Here is a 21824-nt window from a genome sequence, read left to right as displayed (position 1 = left end):
ATACCACACCTTCAGCCGGAAAACGAATCTCCCCGCTTCCGCAGAAAGAAAATGAAACCAGAACAGCTTCACAGCCGTCTATGTATCGGAACTGCTTCACGCAGGCCCTCACAAACCGCTTCAAAACGGCATTTGTGAAAAGAAGGAGGTTAACCGCTTTGAAAAAAATGTGGATTGGATTGCTGGCGGCGGCCGTTGTATTGTGCACAATACCGAAAATCAGCCTGGCCGATGCCGCAGTCGGAGATGTCATCGTCACACTGGGGGCGGATCTGTCAAACGAAAACCGTCAGAAAGTGCTTGACGAATTAAATGTCCCTGATAACGCGACAAAAGTGACGGTCACGAATAAAGAAGAACATGAATATCTGGGAAAATATATATCGAATGCCCAAATCGGCACAAGAGCCATCTCTTCATCATCCATCACGGTGGCAAAGAAAGGGTCCGGGCTTGACGTTAAGACCCATAATATCGATTCCATTACGGATGAAATGTACTTAAACGCCCTGATGACAGCAGGAGTGAAAGATGCGAAAGTATACGTGACGGCGCCGTTTGAGGTATCAGGCACCGCAGCATTAACGGGAATCATCAAGGCATATGAAGTCTCATCAGACAAAGCGATTTCAGAAGATGTAAAACAGGTCGCCAACCAAGAGCTTGTTACGACATCAGATCTCGGGGATAAAATCGGGGATAAAAACGCCTCCGCGCTCATCGCAAACATTAAAGATGATTTCGCGAAAAACGGTGTGCCCGATACAAAAGAAGGAATCGAGAAAAAGGTCGATGATGCGGCTTCAAATCTTAACATTACACTGACTGACGCTCAAAAAGATCAGCTCGTTTCATTGTTTAATAAAATGAAAAATGCCAAGATTGATTGGGGCCAAGTCGGCAGCCAGCTTGACAAGGCAAAAGACAAAATCACGAAGTTCATTCAATCCGATGAAGGCAAAAGCTTTGTTCAAAAAGTCATTGATTTCTTCGCTTCGATTTGGAATGCGATCGTGTCTGTATTTACAGGAGACAGCGGATCAAGTTCTAACAGCTGAATGCAAAAAGAGACCGGACGCCATTGTTCCGGTCTCTTTTTTATTTATTGTTTGACCCCCGTCTTAAACGGCAGATCCAGTTTTACAATGTCTTCATAAGTTTCCCTTCTAATGACAAGATGCGCTTCGCCGTCTTCCACAAAAACGACGGCGGGACGCGGAATGCGGTTGTAGTTGTTAGCCATGCTGTATCCGTACGCTCCCGTGCAGAAAACGGCGAGAAGATCGCCTTCTTTCACTTCCGGAAGATCTATATCCCAAATGAGCATATCACCGCTTTCACAGCACTTACCCGCGATGGATACCGTTTTGTCGTGGTGTTCTCCGATTCTGTTTGCCGATACGGCTTCATATTTCGCCTGATACAGCGCAGGACGGATATTATCGCTCATGCCCCCGTCAACCGCTGCATATTTACGGGTGCCGGGCACTTCTTTTTGCGAACCGATGGTATAAAGCGTCGTTCCGGCGTCTCCGACAAGCGAGCGTCCCGGTTCAATCCAGATCTCCGGAATGTCAAAAGCGTGCAGCGCTGCGTTTTCTTTTACCGCTTCGATAATTTTTTCCACATAAACGGCGGGATGCAGGGGTTCATCTTCCTCCGTGTAGCGGATGCCAAAGCCGCCCCCTAAATTCAGCACTTCAGAGACAAAGCCGAATGATTCTCTCCATTCATTCAGTTTTGTGAAGATTTTTTCTGCGGCCAGCACAAAGCCCGCCGTATCAAAAATTTGTGATCCGATGTGGCAGTGAACGCCGAGAAGGCGGATATGGTCTGACTGTAATACTTGTTCAATCGCCTTTTCTATTTGCCCGTTATGCAGATCAAAACCGAATTTGGAATCTTCCTGTCCCGTCGTAATATAATCATGCGTATGCGCCTCTACCCCCGGAGTGATCCGCAGAAGCACATCCATTGTGCGCCCTGATTTGCGGCACAGTTCCGCGAGTAAGGATATTTCATGAAAATTATCAACGACAATGCAGCCGATTTGATGATCGAGCGCCATTTTCAGCTCTTCTTCGCTTTTGTTATTGCCGTGAAAGTGAATCCTGTCAGCCGGAAAACCAGCCGCAACCGCCGTAAACAGCTCTCCGCCGGATACAACGTCCAATGATAGCCCCTCCTGCTCAGCGAGCTGTATCATCGCAACGGAAGAAAACGCCTTGCTCGCGTACGCGACCTGCGCCTTTAAATCCGCGTCAATGAATGCCTGTTTAAAGCTTTTAGCGCGCTCACGTATTAAAGCCACATCGTAAACATAAAGAGGCGTGCCGTAATGCTCCGCTAAATACAGCGCGTCCACACCTCCGATTTCCAAATGACCTAGTTTGTTTTGTCTGCTTGTGCCATGTAAGAACAATGCTCATTCCCTCTTTCTGATCCGCATATGGGTGAAAAGGACAGCTTCTTATGAGCTGTCCTTATACAAGTCCCGTATAAGTTAAGACATACAATATCATAATCTTCTGTCGGTTTCAATGCGATTATGAACCGCTTGGCTGTCTTTGACGGTCTTTCGGGTGAACAATGCTCGGCCTGACTTTGGCTCCCGGCACTGTCGTCCGGACGAGCACCTGCCACAGCGCCTTGCCGTTAAACGGTAAAAACGGCCATAAATACGGCGTGTGAAACGAGCGGATATTCGCCATTATGATCAGCAGCAATGTAAAGCCTATCACAAAGCCTTTCACTTGGAAAATGGCCACGAGAACCATTAAGATGAGGCGTATCATTTTATTGGCGAGGCTGAGCTCATAGCTCGGCGTGGTAAATGATCCGATGGCGGCGATCGATACGTACAGAATCACTTCTGCTGAAAACAGCCCCACCGCTATGGCGATTTGACCGATCAGCACCGCCGCAATCAGACCCATGGCGGTGGATAAAGCGGTCGGCGTATGGATCGCGGCCATCCTGAGAAACTCAATCCCCAAATCGGCCAAAAAGATTTGCAGAATGATCGGGATATGCGTATTTTTATTTAAACCGATAAAATCCAATCTTTCAGGCAGAAGAGACGGTTCAAGAACAAAGAGGAACCAGATCGGAAGCAGGACCGTTGAAGCGATAATACCGAAGAACCTGATCCATCTTAAAAATGTTCCCACTGAAGGCGCCTGCCTGTATTCTTCCGCATGCTGAACATGGTGAAAAATCGTTGTCGGCGTTATGATCACGCTCGGTGACGTATCAACGACGATGATGACGTGCCCTTCCAAAATGTGATTGGCGGCCACATCCGGCCGCTCCGTGTATCTGACCATCGGAAACGGGTTGTAGCCCTGTTTGACGATGAATTCTTCCACCGTTTTATCAGCCATCGTCAATCCGTCAATGTCAATCGCATTCACTTCGTTTTCGACGATGCTGACAAGGTCCGGATCCGCGATGTCCTCTATATACACAATGGCAAGATCGGTCTTAGAGCGCTCGCCGACTTTCGTAATTTTGACGCGGAGCCTTTCGTCCCTGATTCGTCTTCTGATCAATGCTGTATTAATGACGATATTTTCGATAAAACCGTCTCTTGCTCCGCGGACGACCTTTTCCGTATCCGGTTCTTCAGGTGTGCGTCCGGGGTAACTTCTGACGTCAACGATAAAGGCGAAGCCCGCGTCTTCAACGATAACGGCGACAAGTCCGGAAAGCACCTGATCCGTTACTTCGTCGAGCGTTTTGACTTTTTGGACCTGCTGATTGACAAGCCTGTTTTCAACAACATCAATCGCTTCATCCGCATTCTCGTCATAATTATTGATGTCGACGAGCTGTTCCATTAAATGAATGATAAACAAAGTATCGGTTAATCCGTTGACAAAGTAAATCTGGACTTCCCGGTCTAATACTCGAACTTTGCGGACGCCGACATCATAGCTCGTTCCCATACCGACGCGGTCTTTAAAAAATTGTTCATTTTTTCTAGGATCCCGGTACACCTTGATCATGTTTTCCGGTTTTTCCGGCATGGCTTTCGCTCCTTTCTAAAATGAATTCGACCGCCTTCATCGTGATCGGCGAGCCTTTGGATATGTCATCTTTTCTCCCCATCTTTCCTATGTCGCCGATGCCCACAATGAGGGGAACGTCCAATTTATCCAGACAATACACCGTATCTCCGTTCATTCTGTGCTCGTCCATTTCTCTCATTCCGGTTTTATCGACGCCAAACTCCGTCACTTCTCCATCACGGTCAATGGAGACATCGACTTTCGTCCATTCAGCCTGATGGGTCTTAGAAGCGACCGCAATCACCCCCAGCACTTCAACGTCCTGATGTGAGGCAACATATTTCAGCGCCGTTTCGCCCGGCCCTTCCCCTTGCAGGCCTGAATCGTCAAACATGACAAACACCGGGTCATTCGGCGCGGCTTTAATCAGCTGAACAAGTTCGGGGCCGCTTCTCGTTGACGGATTGCCCTTTGATTGGGAAATACACCGTCCGCCTGCTTTTTCCGCGGCATATTCAATTGTTTTGGCGGCGTATACGTCCCCGTCTGTCACAAGAATGACCTTCCGTTTCGTCATCAGGCATTATCCTTTCGGTTTAAAAATAACGGCTACAAGAAATGCGAATAAAATCGCTGAAGATATACCGGCGGAAGTAAGTTCAAAAATCCCCATGGCGATCCCGATAAATCCATGCTCGTGAGCTTGATGCATGGCGCCGTGCAATAAGCTGTGACCGAAGCTGACGATGGGAACCGTCGCGCCCGCGCCCGCGAATTCGATAAATTTGTCATATATTCCGAACCCATCTAACAAGGCGCCGATGACGACAAAAGTTGTCATCACATGGGCGGGTGTCAGTTTAAAAATGTCAAGCAGCAGCTGACCGATAATGCATATAATTCCCCCGCAAACAAAAGCCAACAGATATTCCATTTATGATGCACCTCCCGCCCGCTCAAATACCACACCGTGCGCGATGGTCGGAATGGTTTCCTTCTGCTGGATCATTGTCGGACTTAAAAGCGCTCCTGTCGCGACAACGAGTACCCTGTTTAGAGTCCCTGCTTTTAATTGATTAAAAATATGTGTGTACGTAACAAGCGCAGAGCAGGCGCAGCCGCTTCCGCCCGCAAACACCTGCTGGTCCGGCGTATAGATGAGAAGACCGCAGTCATCGTGTTTCGTTCCCACGGGATAGCCTTCTTCTTTGAGCAAATCTTTCACGATCGGCGAGCCGACACCTGAAAGGTCACCCGTTAAAATCAGATCATAATCATCCGCCGTGCGGTTTAAGTCCTGCAGGTGCTGTTTGATTGTGTCGGCGGCAGCGGGCGCCATGGCGGATCCCATATCAAACGGATCTGTTATTCCGAGGTCGCTTACTTTTCCCACTGTTGCGCTTGTAATCTTGATATCAGAAGGGTTTTGGCTGATGATGACCGCCCCGCCCCCCGTGACCGTTGAAGTGGCGGTATCCGGTTTTTGCCCGCCATACTCCGTCGGATTGCGGAATTGCCGTTCTGCCGTCGCGTTATGGCTGCTCGTGGCTGCGATCGCCCGGTTCGCAAAACCGCCGTCAATGAGCGCGGATGCGACGGCAATCGTTTCCATTGATGTCGAACAGGCGCCGAACAGACAGAGGAACGGAATTTTCAGATGTCTGGCGACGTAGTTGGCGGTCACATTTTGATTTAAAAGATCCCCCGCGAGTAACAAATCAATATCGCTCTTTTTCAAATTCTGTTTTTGCAAAGCGGAGTTGATGGCATCTTCCATTAACTGACGTTCCGCCATTTCCCAGTTTTTCTGATTGCAGTGCATTTCATCGTATGTCTTATCAAACAGCGAACCGAGCGGGCCGTCTTTTTCTTTCGGTCCGGCGGCCGTCCCCGCCGCATTTACAAATAACGGGTTTTCAAACACCCAGGTTTGCTTTCCGGTCAATTTCATTTTTTCTCCTCCTACGAAAACAGTTTTTCACAAGCAAACCGTATCAGACCTACGATATAGGCTGCCACGACGCCGAATACAATGACGTTTCCCGCCAATTTAAACATGTTTGTCGCTACCCCGAGCACGAGTCCTTCACTTCTGTGTTCCAGAGCGGCGCTTGTCATACTGTTTGCAAAACCCGTCACCGGCACGGCTGAACCCGCTCCGGCAAACTGCCCGAGTCTGTCATAAATACCAAATCCGGTCAAAAGGGCGGAAATTAAAATAAGAGTGGCGGCCGTCGGGTTGCCCGCTGTTTTTTCATTAAAATTAAAAAAGTGGATGTAAAAGTCTTGAAGAGCCTGCCCGATCAGACAGATCAAACCGCCGATCAGAAAGGCTTTGACGCAATTCCAAACATATGGCGGTTTCGGCTGATAGTCTTTCACTTTTGTTTTGTAATTTTCTTTTAAGTTTGTCACGTCGGTTCCTCCTTATGAATGATGGATAAAATACAGCCAATGAAATAAAGAGCCGGCTATTTTGCCGAACACAATGGCCATCAGCAATATGATGATTTTGCTGCCGAAGCCGATCCGTTTGGCAAGAATGGGAAGCACGTTCAGCACTTCTGTAAGCGCGGCGGCCAGCATGCCGACAAACATGCCGGCCAAAAGCCCGACCGGAACGGCCAGCCATTCAGATAAAAAAAAATGATTCATATTTAAGGTTTCCCAGCCGCCGAACACAGCTCCTGAAATAACAGCTCCTTCGTAGGCCTGTACAAAGCGCATTGTTTTTGTCAGCTGCATAAGGCGGGGGACGATTCCCATAACGGTTAAAAAAGCCACAAAGCCCGCACCCACGGTCAGCCCTCCGCCAAGCCCGACAAATATAACGAAAAGAATGCTAACGATCATGCAGATCTTTCATCGTCTCTTCATTTTCGTGCATTGCGACATAGTGATCGAGATCAAGCTGATAATTAAACATCTCGACTTCCAGCGGGCTTGGCTCTTCATTCAGGCGTTTTTTGAAGATGTGATTAAAAAAGACGATCATACCGAGACCGAGGCCGATGCTGTATGGAATCTGAAGCAGATACGGATATTCATTCCGTTCGCCCGTTATGATTTCATATAAGGCGATATGAACTTCTCTCATACTGACATCTTCATGAAAATTCATAATGGCAAGACATGAACCGATAAAAAGCAGGAGCCAGACACCGACGAACAAAACGGCTGACAGCTGCTTTTTCTGGTAATGGATTTCCACTATCGTTTCAGCGCCGCCGACGGTCTGTACATCAAGAGCGGGAAAAGCGGTATGAATGGTTTTCAGCACTTTTATGATGTCCAGCACGACGATATTTTTGTCTTTTTTCGTGACCTTATACAGCGGCAGTGCCGACAGTTTTTTTTTCAGCTTTTGCTGTCCCGCGATCTGCGCGGCGTCGCCGATTGTGATGATATCTCCGGTATGAGCCTTCACGCGGTGGCGAAGTCTGAGAAATATTCGTCTTTCCATCTTGCATCACCATCTTTCGGGTGGTTATATATGTAGTATGTGGTTCACTTTTGTTCTCATTCATCAGCGACAAAAGACCATAAATTACCACCGATGCACAAATAAAAAAAGCCGGCCCGTAAAAGGTCAGCTTTCCGTATGATCCATCTGCACTTTAATCTGCTTTAATATTTTTTTCTCCAGCCTCGATACCTGGACTTGGGAAATCCCGAGCCTTTCGGCTACTTCCGACTGTGTCTGATCTTTATAATATCTCAGATAGACAATGAGTTTTTCCCGTTCTTCCAAATCACTGATCGCTTCCTTGAGGGCGATTTTGTCAAACCACTTCTCTTCTGAATGATCGGCGATCTGATCAAGCAGGGTGATCGGGTCTCCGTCATTTTCATACACGGTCTCATGAATGGATGAAGGCGCCCGCACCGCTTCCTGCGCAAGCACCACATCCTCCGCATCAATTTCTAAATGGTCCGCGATTTCCTGGACGGTCGGCACTCTTCCGTATGTTTTTGACAGTTCATCTTTCGCCCGGCGTATTTTATTGCCGAGCTCTTTTAAAGATCTTGATACTTTGACGGTTCCGTCATCGCGGATGAAGCGCTGGATTTCTCCGATAATCATCGGCACGGCATAAGTTGAAAAACGGACATCATAGGACAAATCGAATTTATCAACGGATTTTAACAATCCGATACAGCCGATCTGAAACAGATCGTCCGGCTCATAGCCTCTGTTTAAGAACCTTTGAACGACGGACCACACAAGACGCATGTTTTTTTCTATGAGGAGGTCTCTTGCCTGCTGGTCGCCCTCTTGGCTCTTTTTGATTAATTCTTTGACTTCATGGTCCTTGAGCTGCGCGTTTTTGCTGTTTTTCTTAACCTCCACATCCATAACAAATCTCCTTAATTACAAAGCGCTTTGCTTTTTGATAGGTGTTTTGTTAAGCGTATCGTCGTTCCCATCTCCGGCGAGGAATCAATCGTGACATCATCCATGAAGTTTTCCATAATGGTAAAGCCCATTCCGGAGCGCTCAAGCTCGGGTTTTGTCGTAAAGAGCGGCTGGCGCGCTTCCTCAAGATCCGTGATCCCGAGGCCTTCGTCACGTATGGTCAGATAGACGACATGATCCTCCAGCGTAACGGAGATGTACACCTTTCCGTCGCAGTTTTCTTCATAGCCGTGGATGATCGCGTTTGTTACCGCTTCTGATACGACGGTCTTGATTTCCGTCAACTCATCCATCGTCGGGTCGAGCTGTGCGATAAAAGAAGCAACTGTTACGCGCGCAAACGATTCGTTCTGACTGAGGGCTGAAAATTCAAGATGCATCTCGTTTTTCATGATGCCACCCCCAACGTTAAAAGCGCTTTTTGTTCTGATTGTTCGAACCTGATGATTTTAAACAGGCCGGACATGTCAAACAGACGTCTCACCGCGGGCGAAATCGCGCACACGACCATTTCTCCGCCGAGCTGTTTAATTTGTTTATAACGCCCTAAAATCACGCCGAGGCCGGAGCTGTCCATGAAGGTAAGATCTTCAAGGTTCAGCACGATGTGACGGATGCCGTCAGCCTCCAGCGATTCAGTAACCTTTTGTTTTAATGATTCTGCCGTATGATGGTCGAGTTCACCTGTTAATCGAATACAAAGCACGGATTCTTTGACATGAAAGTCAATTCCAAGGCTCATGCTCATTCCTCCTTGATATGATCGGATAATGAGTGTTTCGATTTTCGGGAAAGCAATTCCTTCACTATGACAAAACTAGTGTCCGTTCGCCACGATTATTTAAATTTTGTCCAATCTCCCATCGTCCGCTTCAGAAAAGTGAGAAAACCCGCTTTTTCCATGTCGTCTTTTGCCGTGACCGGGCTTTCAACGAGCACCTTTCCGTCTTTTTTCAGAACGAGGCTGCCGAGCACCTCTCCTTTTTTAACCGGAGCCGTTACATTGCCGTTGATTTTCACTTCTTTTTTTACTTTGTCCATGTTCTCTCCCTTTTTGGCCAGAAGAGAAATCGGCTCAGATGTGGTCAGCTTGATCAGTTTCTTTTTTCCTTTTATCACTTTTACCGTTCCGACGATTTGATCCCGTTTGTACAGCGGGTGTGTTTTGAACTGGCTGAAGGCGTAATCAAGCATTTTGGTCACTTGGGCATTTCTTTCTTTCGGAGTACTGGCTCCGAAAACGACAGCAATGACCCTCATATTTCCTTTTTTAGCGGTGGCGGTTAAACAATACTTTGCTTCGCCTGTAAAGCCCGTCTTCACGCCGTCTACACCCGGATAAAATTTGATCAGCCGGTTTGTATTGACGAGCCAGAACTTTTTGTCTGTATTTTCTCTTAAATAATCCTCATACGTTCCTGTAAATTGAGTGATTTTATCATACTTTAATAATTCCTTCGCCATTTTCGCCATATCATAAGCAGAGCTGTAATGGTCTTTTTCGGGCAGTCCCGTCGGGTTTTTGAAGGAGGTATCTTTCAATCCCAATTCTTTTGCTTTTTTGTTCATCCGGCTGACGAAATCCTCTTCTGAACCGGCGATATACTCCGCCATTGCGACAGATGCGTCATTTCCGGAAGCTATCGCAATTCCTTTGAGCATTTCTTTTACCGTCATTTCTTCTCCGGGTTCAAGGAAAATCTGTGATCCGCCCATGGACGCAGCATGTTCACTCGTCCTGACTTTATCGCTCATCTTTATTTTCCCTTTGTCAAGCGCTTCCATGATTAAAAGCATGGTCATGATTTTTGTCATGCTTGCCGGCGCCAGACGCTCCCTGCTGTTCTTGTTATAAAGAATGCTTCCCGTATCGCGTTCAATCAGCACGGCGCTTTTGGCTTCATGAGCGAGCTCCGATGTATGTTTTCCGTCCGGCTTTGCAAAAGCGGACGGTGCTGATGCCGTTAATAAAATGCCAATCAACAAAGTGGATATAAGACGTTTCATCTCCAAAGCCCTCCATTTCATAATCCTTTTTATTTTTTCCAAATCCGGTGGTTTTATACGCCTCATCTGGAAAATGTTTCGTGTTGAGGGCATAAAAAAACAGCTGCTTCCGAAGAAACAGCTGACTTATGCTGACTTATTTTTGAGATCGTGCGACTACGGCTTTTACAAGCTTCAAAAAGCCGCCTTTTACTTTTTCCGTCATTTCCATTACTTCTTCATGGGATAACGGCTGGTCAAGAATACCTGCCGCCGCGTTGGAAATGCATGAGATGCCGAGCACGCGCATCCCCGCGTGGTTGGCGACGATGACTTCCGGCACGGTCGACATGCCGACAGCGTCAGAACCCATCGTTCTTAAAAACCGAACCTCAGCAGGCGTTTCGTAAGACGGCCCCGTAACAGCTGTATACACCCCTTTTTGAACAGGAATGCCCAGCTCATCGGCCGTTTTTTCAGCCAAGCTTGACAGCTCTTTGTCATAGGCTTCTGACATGTCCGGGAATCTCGGTCCGAATTCAGCTTCGTTCGGCCCGATTAACGGGTTGGTGCCCGTAAAGTTGATGTGGTCTGTAATAATCATCAGATCGCCGGCGCGGAATTCAGTGTTGATACCGCCGGCTGCATTCGTCACGACGAGAGATTCAACGCCGAGCGCCTTCATCACGCGGACGGGAAATGTGACCTGATCCATTGAGTAGCCTTCATAGTAATGAAAGCGGCCCTGCATCGCGATGACCTGCACACCTTCAAGCGTTCCCATCACAAGCTGGCCGGCATGGCCTTCTACCGTTGAGACCGGAAAATCAGGGATCGTTTCATATGTAAGCTTGACAGCTCCTTCAATTTCATCGGCCAATACGCCGAGCCCTGACCCTAAAATCAGACCGATCTTTGGTGTTTCTTTCACGTGTTCTTTAATAAATGCAGCAGCACGTTCGATCTTTTGTTTCAAAAAAAGTCCCCCTACTGTAATCTTGATAAAAAGCTTTTTCCGTATTCCGGCTTTTCCGTTTTGAAATTATCCGCAATGGTTGCCCCGATATCGGCAAATGTATCCGCAAGCGGCAGCTGTTCAGTGTGCTTGTGCTTTTTGCTGTACACAAGAAGCGGCACATACTCCCTCGTGTGATCCGTGCCGTGATGGACAGGATCATTGCCGTGATCCGCAGTGATGATAAGCAGATCATCTTCTTTCATTTTTTCAAACACTTCCGGAAGCCTCGCGTCGAATTCCTCGAGCGCTTTTCCGTACCCTTCCGGATCGCGGCGGTGTCCGTACAGCGCGTCAAAATCAACGAGGTTGGCAAAGCTCAGGCCCGTGAACTCTTCACCGAGCGTTTCAATCACTTTGTCCATGCCATCCATATTAGATACCGTGCGGCGGGAAGATGTAATGCCTTCTCCGTCATAAATATCAGAAATTTTGCCGATGGAAATGACGTCTAATCCGCTGTCTTTCATTCCGTTCATTACCGTGCGGCCGAACGGTTTGAGCGCATAATCATGACGGTTCGGCGTGCGTTTGAAGCTGCCCGGTTCTCCGACGAACGGTCTTGCGATAATCCGGCCGACCATGTACTTCGGATCAAGCGTCAGTTCTCTGGCCGTTTCACAGATGCTGTACAGTTCGTCAAGCGGAACGACATCTTCGTGAGCCGCAATCTGCAGTACGGAATCTGCTGATGTATAAACGATCAGCGCACCCGTTTCCATATGTTCTTTTCCGAGCTCGTCCAGAATCGCCGTGCCTGAAGCCGGCTTATTTCCGATGATTTTCCGTCCTGAACGCCGCTCAAGTTCCTGAAGAAGTTCATCCGGAAATCCTTCCGGGAACACTTTAAACGGTTTTTCAATGTAGAGGCCCATAATCTCCCAGTGCCCCGTCATCGTATCTTTCCCGTTTGACGCCTCCTGCATTTTTCCGTAGTACGCAAGAGGGTGCTCCGTTTTTTCCACGCCCTTAATGTCTCCGATCAGTCCGAGACCGAGCTGCGCCATATGGGGCATATGTAAGCCGTTCATGTGCTCTGCGATGTGTCCGAGCGTATTTGCGCCTATATCATTAAAATCGGCGGCGTCCGGCGCTTCACCGATTCCGACAGAATCCATTACGATCAAAAATACCCGGTTATATTTGTATTCAGACATCATAAAAACCTCCTTTTCTTCCATCTGTCCATTGTAGCTTACAGAGGTCAGACAACTCAAGTATAAACCGTTTACATTCTTGTTGACAATGCCGATTCAAATAATTAGAACCTTCTCTGTATTCCGCCAATCCGGCAAAAAAAGCCGCGGCCCCTCTGGCAGCGGCTCCTAAGCGCGCGGATGATACTGTTTGTACACGTCCTTCAGCCTTGTTTTCGTCACATGCGTATAAATTTGCGTCGTGGAAATATCGGCATGTCCGAGCATCTCCTGCACGGCGCGCAGATCCGCGCCGTTTTCGAGCAGGTGCGTTGCAAAAGAGTGCCGAAGCGTGTGCGGTGTCAGCTCTTTTTTAATCCCCGCTTCAAGTGCGATTTTTTTCAGGTTTTTCCAAAAACCTTGACGGCTGATCTGCCTGCCGTGATGATTCAGAAAAAGCGCTTCGGTTACGTTTTTCTTTAATAATTTCCCTCTGGCTTTTTCAATGTATGCTTCTATCGCATGAGAAGCGGCTTCACCAATCGGCACAATCCGCTCTTTCCGCCCTTTTCCGAAGCAGCGGACAAATCCCATCGTCAAATGGACGTCGGATAATTTCAGCTCGATCATCTCGCTGACCCTGATGCCGGTCGCGTACAGCAGTTCAAGCATGGCTTTATCCCTGAGACCGAACGGGCTGTCAAGCTTAGGCGTGTCCAATAATCGCTCAACTTCGTGAAGCGCCAATACTTTCGGAAGCGTCCGCTCTGTTTTTTGTGTTTCAATATGTACCGAAGGATCTTTATCCGCGGCTTTTTCCCTTAACAGAAATTGATGAAAAGACCGGATTGACGCCAAATGCCTTGCAGACGTCTTGCCGGATTTCCCGGAGTCCTTTATATGCTTTAAATATTGAATAATATGAAGACGGGTCACATCATTCCATGAAGTGATCTGAAGGCTTTCAGTTAAGAAGAGAGAATAACTTTTCAGATCACGCTCATAGGACATCATCGTATTTTGGGACAGCCCTCTTTCAACCCTCACATAATGGATGAAATCCTTAATTTGATCCTTCACTCTTGATCTACTCCCCGTTTTGGTAAAAAAAGATCAATCGGCCGAACCAGCCGTCTTTCTCCTCATGTTCCGTTTTGGCCACTTTGACGGCGGAGCCTTCCGGTTTATCGTACCGATGATAGTTTTCATACTCTGAATTCACCCATATCATAGCATAATAGAACAGCGCGGTAAAACCTGTGAACAGAATAAACACTTTGATCGTATCCGCGGCTGTTTTTAGGAATCTGCCCATCTTTCGATCGACCCTTTCTTTTGGCGGCTGTTAGTACACCTTATGCCAATTTCAAAGGCTTTTATACATAAAAACAGCAAAAAACCCTTTCCTGGCAGAAAAGGTTCGTAGGCTTTTACTCTGTTTCATCCCCGCGGCAGCGGTGGCAGATTCCGTGAAAAGTCAATCTATGATCTTTAATTTTAAATTTCCAATCACGTTCAATCACTTCTTCAACGTCTTCAAGCAGATCTTCTTCAATTTCATCGACGGCTCCGCACTCCATGCACACCAAATGGTGATGAAAGTGAGCCGCGCCTTCTTTGCGAAGGTCGTATCGGGATACGCCGTCCCCGAAGTTAATTTTATCAACGACTTTTAATTCTGTTAATAATTCTAATGTACGGTATACTGTAGCGAGACCAATTTCAGGAGATTTCTCTTTTACGAGGAGGTATACATCTTCTGCGCTTAAATGGTCTTCTTCGTTTTCAAGCAGCACTCTTACCGTTGCTTCCCGCTGTGGCGTAAGCTTGTAGCTTGACGAGTGCAGCTGCTTTTTAATTCGATCAATACGGTTTTCCATGTCTTTCCCTCCTACGCCGCATTCCATGACTCATTATAACAAAATACGCGCAGAGTTCCAACTATAATTATTATAAACTGATAAATAAAAGTATTATTTTGTGATAATCATTCTAAAATATGCGTGATGACAGCTTTTCCATAAACAGCGGAGACACGTACGCCTCGAGCAGCGAGGCGATGACCGAGAAGAAAACGATGAGAATCAGCACGAAGGCGTAGCGTCCGAACCATTGGATCGGCGCGTCATGAAGGCTGCGTTTGACAAACAGCTGCCGGATCAGTTTCAGTGAAAAAGCGATGGAGCATGTCCCCATGATAAGATATGCCGGAATGAGAACGATGTTTTGCGGCAGAACCGAAATAAATGACAGGAAAAATCCGTTCATCCCCATCTGATTCACTAAAAAACCGACCGTGAAGCCGACGACGATTCCTTTTAAAAACACCATAATGAAAATAACCGGAAGACCGATCACGGAAATACCGAGGATCCACATCAGCCCCAAATATTTCACATCATGAAAGACGGCCTGCCAAAACATTTCTGAAGCGCCGGCATGTTTTCCGTCAGACAGCTGTCCGAAAAACTTGCTTAAATAGTAATACAGATCTTCTTTCTGCGTGATGGTCATGCTGTTGACGATGATCGCCCCGAAAATGACCCCCATCAAAAACAAGACGAACACAAATATATAAAGTGACAGATGATCCTTTACATGGCGAAAAAACAGTTCTTTGTACGATTGTTTTCTCATACCGCTTTCCTCCCGCTAATCTATTGACTTGATTTAGTAGATTGTATGAAAGAAAAGAGAAAACATGACAGAGAAATCATAGAAAGGCGCGAGATTCGGGCATAAAAAAAGAACCCCCGTCATCACTCCGGTGATCATAGGGGTTCCTTTTTTTATGCTTTATTCTTTCAAGCCTGTCTTTTTTGGTTTTCGTCACTCTTTCATGGGTGCTGAAAGACGGCGCCGTCCCCCTTGACAGGACTGCGTCACGCATCCCGTTTCTTTTGAGATGCTCCCGCATTTTTTTCGTTTTGCTCTTCGCCATGTGCCAATCGCTCCTTTTTCCCTTTTCTTTATCATAACAAAAAAATCCAGATGTGTTCATGAATACGGCTCATGTTTCGACCGGTAAGCGCGCAGAGACGTTTTCGCAGATGAATAGCTCCCCATTGCGGCGTATCCGTAAAAAAATCCCATAAAAATCCCCGCATACACGTGTTCATGGTGACCGAAAACGATAGACACAACATTTCCGGCAGCAAGGGCAATCGTGGGAACGAATATGCCCGGAACCCGGCAGAACACTTTGATCAGCTGTGTGACGCATAAGACGACCGGCACGCCGATCACAGCATCCCAAATATTTGTATGGATCAGCGGAAAATAATCCACATCGACACCTCTTTATTCCGTCTTTTGCTATCGTTAGCCTGCCTAAGAATTCCGCTTCCTATTCATGATAAAAAAACAGCACCGGCACATGTCCGGTACTGTAAGAGTTGTTTATTTTCCTGCCGCGGCCCGTTCTACGGCTGCTGATACGGCCTGATGCACGTCCGCATCCAAAGGCTGAGGCACGAGATCGCCGTGTTTTGTGCAAGAGGCGATGGCTTCTGCGGCCGCCACAAGCATTTCATGGTCGATTTTCTTGCTTTTGGCGTTCAGCGCGCCGCGGAAAATCCCCGGGAAGCCGAGAACATTATTGACCGAACGGCCGTCAGCTGCATAAGCGGCTCCGGCTTGTAATGCCTCTTCCGGTTCAATCTCCGGCTTCGGATTAGATAAGGCCAGAATGACGTGTCCTTTTCTGACATCCTCTTTTTTAATGAGGCCCGGAACTCCTGTGGTGCTGATCACAATGTCACACGTGTCCATTAATTCTTTGATACTTCCAAGCGGCTGACCTCCGTACTGAGCGAGGCGGTTCATTGCGTCTTCTGACTTGTCCGTTCCGCAGACCGCTTTGACTCCGTATGCCATAAACATGCGGCAGATGGCGACGCCTGCCGCGCCGAGACCGATCTGACCGACCTTCGCTTCTTTTAAATCAAGACCGGCGCTTTTACAAGCGGAAATGGCGGCGGCGAGCGTGACGACCGCCGTGCCGTGCTGGTCATCGTGCATAACCGGAATGTCCAGTTCTTCTTTCAGGCGGTCTTCAATGTCAAAGCAGTGAGGCGAACCGATATCTTCAAGCAGAATTCCGCTGAACCCCGGAGAAATATGTTTTACCGTGCGAATGATTTCTTCCGGATCAGAGGTATCGAGCAAAATCGGAATTCCGCTGATACCCGCCAGCTGGTCAAAAAGCGCGGCTTTCCCTTCCATTACGGGCATTCCGGCGACAGAGCCGATATTGCCGAGGCCGAGAATCGCCGTGCCGTCGGTGACAATGGCGACAGAATTGCTGATTGTCGTATAGATGGACGCTTTTTCAGGCTCGTTTTCAATCAGTCTGCACACATCGGCGACACCCGGCGTATAAACACGGCCAAGCTCAGCCAATGTCCGGATCGGCATTTTGCTTTTCATCTGAATTTTGCCGCCTTCATGAGCAGAGAGCACTTCATCTGAGACTGTATGAAGCCGGATGCCTTTACCGAGAGCTTCAATGGCTTGAATGATTTCCTGCAGCTGCTCTTCATTTTCAGCCTGCACCGTGATGTTGCGCATTGTGTAGTTCGGGCCGACTTTAACGGTTTCAACTTCCCCGATATCTCCGCCCATCACTCCGATGGCGGTTGCCACTTTTCCGAGATTTCCGGGAACAGTCGGCGTTTCAATCATTAACGTCCGAATCATATGCTTTGTAATCATGAAATGAACCTCCTAACCCAACTTTTGAGATTGCAAGGATTTTTCTTTCGTGTACCAAATGAATTTCCCCGTGTATCCGTATAATATTGCCAGTCCGATAGATACAAAACTGAGCCACATGAACGGCAGATAAGAAAATGTGGATACGCCGAGAATGCCGGCCATATAGATGCCGTTATCAGACCACGGCACCATCCCTGAAGTAAGCGTGCCGCCCACCTCTGCGTTCCGGGATAAAACTCTTCTGTCAAGTTTCAGTTTATCATAACTATTCTCCATGATTTTCGGCGTCAGGATCAATGACACGTACATCGCACAGCCGAAAATGTTTCCTAAAAGGGCGACGATCAATGTCGAAAGCGTCACATTTCCCGGTGTGGTCAGCTTTTTCTCAAAAGTTGAGACAATCACTTTTAATACACCGAGCTTCTCAAGAATTCCTCCAAAACCAAGACCGAACAGGATAACGACTAACGTATCCAGCATACCGGTAATGCCTCCGCGGTTTAACAGGCCGTTTAAAAATTCGACGTCCGTTTTAATAGAAAAACCATTATAAGCAGTCGCGATGGCACTGGCAAAATTCATTCCCTGAAAGACGGAAGCCCAGATTGCGCCAAGCAAAGCACCGATGACGATAACGGGCATAGACGGCTTTTTCAAAATCAGAAGGACAACGACGACAACAGCCGGAATGAGCATCCATATATGAATGTCAAACGTTTTCTGCAATGAAGATTTTAAAAATTCCACTTTGTCGAGATCAATATTTTTTCCGCCGTATATAAATCCCGTTACGGTAAATAGAATGGCCGTAATAATATAGGACGGAATTGACAGATACATCATCGCTCTGACGTGTGACAGCACATCCACCTTAGAAAGCGTGGAGGCAAGCACCGTACTGTCAGACAGCGGTGAAAGCTTGTCTCCGAAGTAAGCGCCGGACAAAACGGCTCCCGCTACGATCGGAAGCGGTATACCCATTCCCTCTCCGATGGCAATCATGGCGATCCCCGCGGTTCCCACGGTTCCCCACGACGTTCCGGTCGCAACGGACATAACGGAACAAATAACCAGTGTAGCCAGAAGGAAAACATGAGGATTAATAAACTCTAATCCATAATAAATTAACGTCGGCACAACGCCGCCGGCAATCCATGTCCCGATGAGCGCACCGACCGAAACAAGAATCAACACCGCTTCAAGACCGTTTGATATCCCGGTGACAATCGAAGCCTGCAAGTCTTTATAGGAATATCCCAGCCTGACTCCGAGAATAATAGCGAAAAACCAGGATATTAATAGAGCTAGCTGGATCGGCAAGTCTAAAAACACTGTGAACGATAAGACAAGTGCTAAAAACCCGAATAATAAGATAATAATTTCCAATAAATTCGGCAATCTGACCTCTTTCATAAGAAAATCCCCCTAGAAGAAAAAAGCTAAAACGCTTTCATCAAATGATATAACAAATTATACTATACTGCCTCATCCCTTTGTATGGCAACCGCCTATTCACTAAAAAACGTGAAAAGGCGGCTGTTGTTGCTTTAAAATTTATTTTTCTAATAGATCTTTTCCGGCAATCCCCGGTTTTGTCATTTCATACGGATTCAAAATGATATCCAATTCTTCTTCTGTCAGTACATCATTTTGAAGGCAAAGATCTCTTACAGATTGCCCCGTCATGATTGCTTCACGGGCAATTCGCGCAGCCGCTTCATACCCGAGGTGCGGATTGACCGCTGTAATGACGCCGACGCTTTTTTCCACGTATTGCTTCAGACGTTTTTCGTTGGCTTCAATTCCCGCCAGACAATGATCGGTAAATGAACGGAACCCGTTATTCATGATGCTGATGGATTGAAGCAGGTTAAATACGAGCACCGGCTCCATTACGTTAAGCTCCAGCTGGCCCGCTTCTGAAGCGAGGCAGATCGTATTGTCATTCCCGATGACCTGGAAGGCGATTTGGTTGATCAGCTCAGCCATTACAGGGTTGACTTTCCCAGGCATAATGGATGATCCCGGCTGACGGGCGGGCAGTGAAATTTCCGCAAGTCCCGCGCGCGGACCTGAAGCCATTAAGCGCAGATCGTTGGCGATTTTAGACATGTTCATCATGCATACTTTCAACGCGGCTGAAACTTCCGTATACGCATCAGTGTTTTGTGTGGCGTCAACCAAATGGCCGGCGCCGACAAGCGGCAGTCCGCTGATGTCAGCCAGGTGCTTTACAACCTGTTCTATGTAGCGCGGATCGGCGTTAAGTCCCGTACCTACGGCCGTTGCCCCCATGTTTACTTCATACAGATGCTGGCGGGATTGTTTAATTCGCTTTATGTCACGCTCAAGCACGCGGCTGTATGCTTCAAATTCCTGTCCGAGACGGATCGGCACAGCGTCCTGAAGGTGTGTGCGCCCCATTTTAATGACAGAATCAAATTGTTTCGCTTTATCTTTAAAGACACTGAGCATATGCGCCATCGTATCAAGGAGCTTATCCAAAAGTTTCAAGGTTGAAATATGGATTGCCGTCGGGAACACGTCGTTCGTCGATTGTGACATGTTGACGTGTGTGTTCGGGCTGAGGTGAATGTATTCACCTTTTTTATGGCCCATGATTTCAAGAGCCCTGTTGCCGATTACTTCGTTGGCATTCATGTTCATGGACGTTCCGGCTCCCCCTTGGATCGGATCGACGATAAATTGGTCATGCCATTTTCCCTCAAGAATTTCATCTGCGGCCTGTACAATCGCATTTCCGATTCCTTCATACAGCCGTTTTACATCCATGTTGGCAAGCGCCGCCGCTTTTTTGACGATGGCGAGCGCATTAATCATTTCTTCGTGGATGCGGTAGCCGGTAATCGGAAAGTTTTCTTTCGCGCGCAGCGTTTGTATTCCGTAATACACATCAGCTTCAATTTGTTTTTCTCCGAGGAAATCTTTTTCCTGACGATATTCTTTTTGCGCGTTTGTCATGCTAAAACCCTACTTTCTCTTTGTGGTAGTCATGTTTTTACAGTACAACGTCGTCTGCGATCGGTGTCTCCATAATGTTTTTGACTTCAGCCAAGTTGTGAGACTGGCCGAGCGCCCACATTAATTTCGGCACGATGGCTTCCGTGTTCATATTTCTGGAGCGGATAATGAGATCTTGATTGACTCTTCGGCCGACTTCATAGACGCTCATGTCCTCTCCTTCTTCAAGACATTGTGTCGTAATGACGACGACAATGCCGCTTTCAATCATTTCATTGACTTTGGCGAGAATGTCTCTTCCTTCAAACGGCACGCCGCCGCTGCCGTAGCTTTCAATGACGATTCCTTTGTACATGCCCTTTAATGCGTCAAACATTTCCGGTTTCAGCCCCGGGTGGAGCTTGAGCAGGCACACGTCCGTGCAAAGTGAAGTATTGACCGTAAAAGCATCGTCTTTTGGCATGTGCACTTGTTTGTTGTATTCAATTCCGTTTTCGGTAATAAACGCGATATACGGATAGTTAATGCTTTCAAATGCATCATAGCTTTTCGTTCTTAATTTAATGGCGCGTGTGCCTTGAATGACTCTGCCGTCAAATACGACGTATACGCCGCCCACCCCTTCACATGCGAAGCGGATCGCGTCCGTGATATTTTTTTTGGCATCGGTTTTTTGAAATGTAATCGGGATTTGCGAACCCGTAATGACGATCGGTTTATCAGCATGCTGAAGCATATAAGACAGTGCCGCTGATGTATAAGCCATTGTGTCTGTCCCGTGCGTAATGACGAACCCGTCATATGCGTCATATTTTTCTTTGACAGCATTTGCGATTTCGGCCCAGTATTCAGGCTGCATATTTGTGCTGTCGATGTTCATTAACGAATGGGTTTCCATCGTGTAATCGTTATCAAGTTTTGATACGTAGGTTAACAATTCGTCTGCTTTCACCCCGGGTGCAAGCCCGTTTTCTCCTTCGACTGAGGCGATTGTTCCTCCGGTTGTTAACAGCAATAATTTTTTCATACCCTGCACCTCTTCATCCATTTCTCAAGATGTGTTAAGCATTCGCTTTTCGCATACTTTTAATCAAATTATAGACAGACGAATGAAATTAATCAAGTGATTATTATTCAATTCGCGTACACTTTTGCATATCGATATGATATAATTTGCTCAAGTGAAAAGGAGCGGTTTTGAATATGAATTTAGATCGTTTAACTGAACTGAGAAAAAAGAAAAATTGGTCTCTTCAATATACGGCTGACCGTCTCGGCATCGCCAAAAGCACGTACGCCGGGTATGAATCAGGATACCGGCGTCCGTCATTCGAGGCGCTGGGCACGCTTGCCGATCTGTTTGACACGACGTGCGACGATTTACTGGGGCGCACTGAAAAAAAGGCGGAGCCGTTTGCCCAGACCATCGAATTAACAAACGCCGCACAAGGCCGCGGCACACTGACCGTTGACGGACAGCCGCTGAATCAGGATGAAATCATCGAATTGATTGCGTTTGTCCGCACGAAAAAGAAGGTGCAGGAGGAGCTCCGCTAAAA

26 protein-coding genes are annotated in these 21824 nt (G+C 47.3%); 2 read left to right on the top strand and 24 right to left on the bottom strand.

The annotated features are described in order from the left end of the window. The first annotated feature begins 158 nt into the window (after positions 1-158). Positions 159-1058 carry a DUF1002 domain-containing protein gene (locus tag BXO87_RS14205; protein ID WP_022553018.1) on the top strand — a complete coding sequence of 300 codons (900 nt, stop codon included), beginning with the start codon at positions 159-161 and terminating at the stop codon, positions 1056-1058. A 44-nt stretch (positions 1059-1102) separates the two neighbouring features. Here BXO87_RS14205 and lysA read toward each other — a convergent pair whose 3' ends face one another. The 24 genes from lysA to BXO87_RS14085 all read right to left on the bottom strand — a co-directional run bounded on the left by lysA (position 1103) and on the right by BXO87_RS14085 (position 21292). Further along, positions 1103-2422, bottom strand: coding sequence for a diaminopimelate decarboxylase (lysA, locus tag BXO87_RS14200; protein WP_038459023.1), 1320 nt, complete (start codon positions 2420-2422; stop codon positions 1103-1105). 124 nt (positions 2423-2546) lie between these two features. Next, positions 2547-4028 (bottom strand): spore germination protein, encoded by a 1482-nt coding sequence (locus tag BXO87_RS14195; protein WP_038459025.1) that lies wholly within the window; start codon positions 4026-4028, stop codon positions 2547-2549. After that, complete coding sequence (gene spoVAEA / locus BXO87_RS14190) at positions 3982-4590, bottom strand: stage V sporulation protein SpoVABEA (protein ID WP_029326123.1); 609 nt, start codon at positions 4588-4590, stop codon at positions 3982-3984. The genes BXO87_RS14195 and spoVAEA overlap by 47 nt, the downstream gene beginning before the upstream one ends. A 3-nt stretch (positions 4591-4593) precedes the next feature. Next, positions 4594-4944 carry a stage V sporulation protein AE gene (gene spoVAE / locus BXO87_RS14185; RefSeq protein ID WP_007409415.1) on the bottom strand — a complete coding sequence of 117 codons (351 nt, stop codon included), beginning with the start codon at positions 4942-4944 and terminating at the stop codon, positions 4594-4596. Next, the gene (gene spoVAD / locus BXO87_RS14180) at positions 4945-5961 is read right to left on the bottom strand and encodes a stage V sporulation protein AD (protein ID WP_015240132.1); all 1017 of its coding nucleotides are present in this window, start codon (positions 5959-5961) and stop codon (positions 4945-4947) included. It lies immediately after the preceding gene. Between the two features lie 11 nt (positions 5962-5972). After that, on the bottom strand, positions 5973-6425 hold the full coding sequence (gene spoVAC / locus BXO87_RS14175; RefSeq protein WP_003153353.1) for a stage V sporulation protein AC: 453 nt from the start codon (positions 6423-6425) through the stop codon (positions 5973-5975). Positions 6426-6437: 12 nt separating this feature from the next. Next, positions 6438-6863, bottom strand: coding sequence for a stage V sporulation protein AB (locus tag BXO87_RS14170; protein WP_029326122.1), 426 nt, complete (start codon positions 6861-6863; stop codon positions 6438-6440). Continuing rightward, positions 6853-7473 (bottom strand): stage V sporulation protein AA, encoded by a 621-nt coding sequence (locus BXO87_RS14165; RefSeq protein WP_007409412.1) that lies wholly within the window; start codon positions 7471-7473, stop codon positions 6853-6855. The genes BXO87_RS14170 and BXO87_RS14165 overlap by 11 nt, the downstream gene beginning before the upstream one ends. Before the next feature lie 126 nt (positions 7474-7599). Further along, positions 7600-8367 (bottom strand): RNA polymerase sporulation sigma factor SigF, encoded by a 768-nt coding sequence (sigF, locus tag BXO87_RS14160; protein WP_003153348.1) that lies wholly within the window; start codon positions 8365-8367, stop codon positions 7600-7602. Between the two features lie 11 nt (positions 8368-8378). After that, entirely contained in the window at positions 8379-8819 is a 441-nt protein-coding gene (gene spoIIAB / locus BXO87_RS14155) for an anti-sigma F factor (RefSeq protein WP_003153347.1), read from the bottom strand. Beyond that, on the bottom strand, positions 8816-9169 hold the full coding sequence (spoIIAA, locus tag BXO87_RS14150) for an anti-sigma F factor antagonist (RefSeq protein ID WP_007409411.1): 354 nt from the start codon (positions 9167-9169) through the stop codon (positions 8816-8818). The genes spoIIAB and spoIIAA overlap by 4 nt, the downstream gene beginning before the upstream one ends. Before the next feature lie 95 nt (positions 9170-9264). Beyond that, complete coding sequence (locus BXO87_RS14145) at positions 9265-10434, bottom strand: D-alanyl-D-alanine carboxypeptidase family protein (protein WP_029973633.1); 1170 nt, start codon at positions 10432-10434, stop codon at positions 9265-9267. Between the two features lie 136 nt (positions 10435-10570). Beyond that, positions 10571-11389 (bottom strand): purine-nucleoside phosphorylase, encoded by an 819-nt coding sequence (locus tag BXO87_RS14140; RefSeq protein ID WP_007612343.1) that lies wholly within the window; start codon positions 11387-11389, stop codon positions 10571-10573. An 11-nt stretch (positions 11390-11400) separates the two neighbouring features. Beyond that, positions 11401-12585 carry a phosphopentomutase gene (deoB, locus tag BXO87_RS14135; RefSeq protein ID WP_015417748.1) on the bottom strand — a complete coding sequence of 395 codons (1185 nt, stop codon included), beginning with the start codon at positions 12583-12585 and terminating at the stop codon, positions 11401-11403. 168 nt (positions 12586-12753) lie between these two features. Beyond that, positions 12754-13644, bottom strand: coding sequence for a site-specific tyrosine recombinase XerD (xerD, locus tag BXO87_RS14130; RefSeq protein WP_007612347.1), 891 nt, complete (start codon positions 13642-13644; stop codon positions 12754-12756). A gap of 7 nt (positions 13645-13651) precedes the next feature. Further along, complete coding sequence (locus tag BXO87_RS14125; protein ID WP_003153331.1) at positions 13652-13879, bottom strand: YqzK family protein; 228 nt, start codon at positions 13877-13879, stop codon at positions 13652-13654. Positions 13880-13994: 115 nt separating this feature from the next. Then, on the bottom strand, positions 13995-14444 hold the full coding sequence (fur, locus tag BXO87_RS14120; RefSeq protein WP_003153330.1) for a ferric iron uptake transcriptional regulator: 450 nt from the start codon (positions 14442-14444) through the stop codon (positions 13995-13997). Positions 14445-14556: 112 nt separating this feature from the next. Continuing rightward, positions 14557-15201 (bottom strand): stage II sporulation protein M, encoded by a 645-nt coding sequence (gene spoIIM, locus BXO87_RS14115; protein ID WP_007409404.1) that lies wholly within the window; start codon positions 15199-15201, stop codon positions 14557-14559. A 76-nt stretch (positions 15202-15277) separates the two neighbouring features. Further along, positions 15278-15505 carry a hypothetical protein gene (locus BXO87_RS14110; RefSeq protein WP_012117898.1) on the bottom strand — a complete coding sequence of 76 codons (228 nt, stop codon included), beginning with the start codon at positions 15503-15505 and terminating at the stop codon, positions 15278-15280. Between the two features lie 56 nt (positions 15506-15561). Beyond that, positions 15562-15852 carry a hypothetical protein gene (locus BXO87_RS14105; protein WP_003153325.1) on the bottom strand — a complete coding sequence of 97 codons (291 nt, stop codon included), beginning with the start codon at positions 15850-15852 and terminating at the stop codon, positions 15562-15564. A gap of 111 nt (positions 15853-15963) precedes the next feature. Further along, positions 15964-17277 carry an NAD-dependent malic enzyme gene (locus BXO87_RS14100; protein ID WP_038459028.1) on the bottom strand — a complete coding sequence of 438 codons (1314 nt, stop codon included), beginning with the start codon at positions 17275-17277 and terminating at the stop codon, positions 15964-15966. Between the two features lie 12 nt (positions 17278-17289). Beyond that, positions 17290-18696 (bottom strand): Na+/H+ antiporter NhaC, encoded by a 1407-nt coding sequence (gene nhaC / locus BXO87_RS14095; RefSeq protein WP_038459030.1) that lies wholly within the window; start codon positions 18694-18696, stop codon positions 17290-17292. Between the two features lie 141 nt (positions 18697-18837). Beyond that, positions 18838-20265: an aspartate ammonia-lyase gene (aspA, locus tag BXO87_RS14090; protein ID WP_003153322.1), complete on the bottom strand. Its 1428-nt coding sequence runs from the start codon at positions 20263-20265 to the stop codon at positions 18838-18840. Between the two features lie 37 nt (positions 20266-20302). Continuing rightward, positions 20303-21292: a type I asparaginase gene (locus BXO87_RS14085; RefSeq protein WP_003153321.1), complete on the bottom strand. Its 990-nt coding sequence runs from the start codon at positions 21290-21292 to the stop codon at positions 20303-20305. A 176-nt stretch (positions 21293-21468) separates the two neighbouring features. Here BXO87_RS14085 and BXO87_RS14080 point away from each other — a divergent pair, with 176 nt between their 5' ends. Then, the gene (locus BXO87_RS14080; RefSeq protein ID WP_007409399.1) at positions 21469-21822 is read left to right on the top strand and encodes a helix-turn-helix domain-containing protein; all 354 of its coding nucleotides are present in this window, start codon (positions 21469-21471) and stop codon (positions 21820-21822) included. Positions 21823-21824: the final 2 nt, after the last annotated feature.

Source organism: Bacillus sp. GZB (assembly GCF_001975995.1).
Taxonomy (GTDB): Bacteria; Bacillota; Bacilli; order Bacillales; family Bacillaceae; genus Bacillus; species Bacillus velezensis.
The sequence above is the reverse complement of the archived record's forward strand: the minus strand, read 5'-3'. Positions and strand labels throughout refer to the sequence as shown.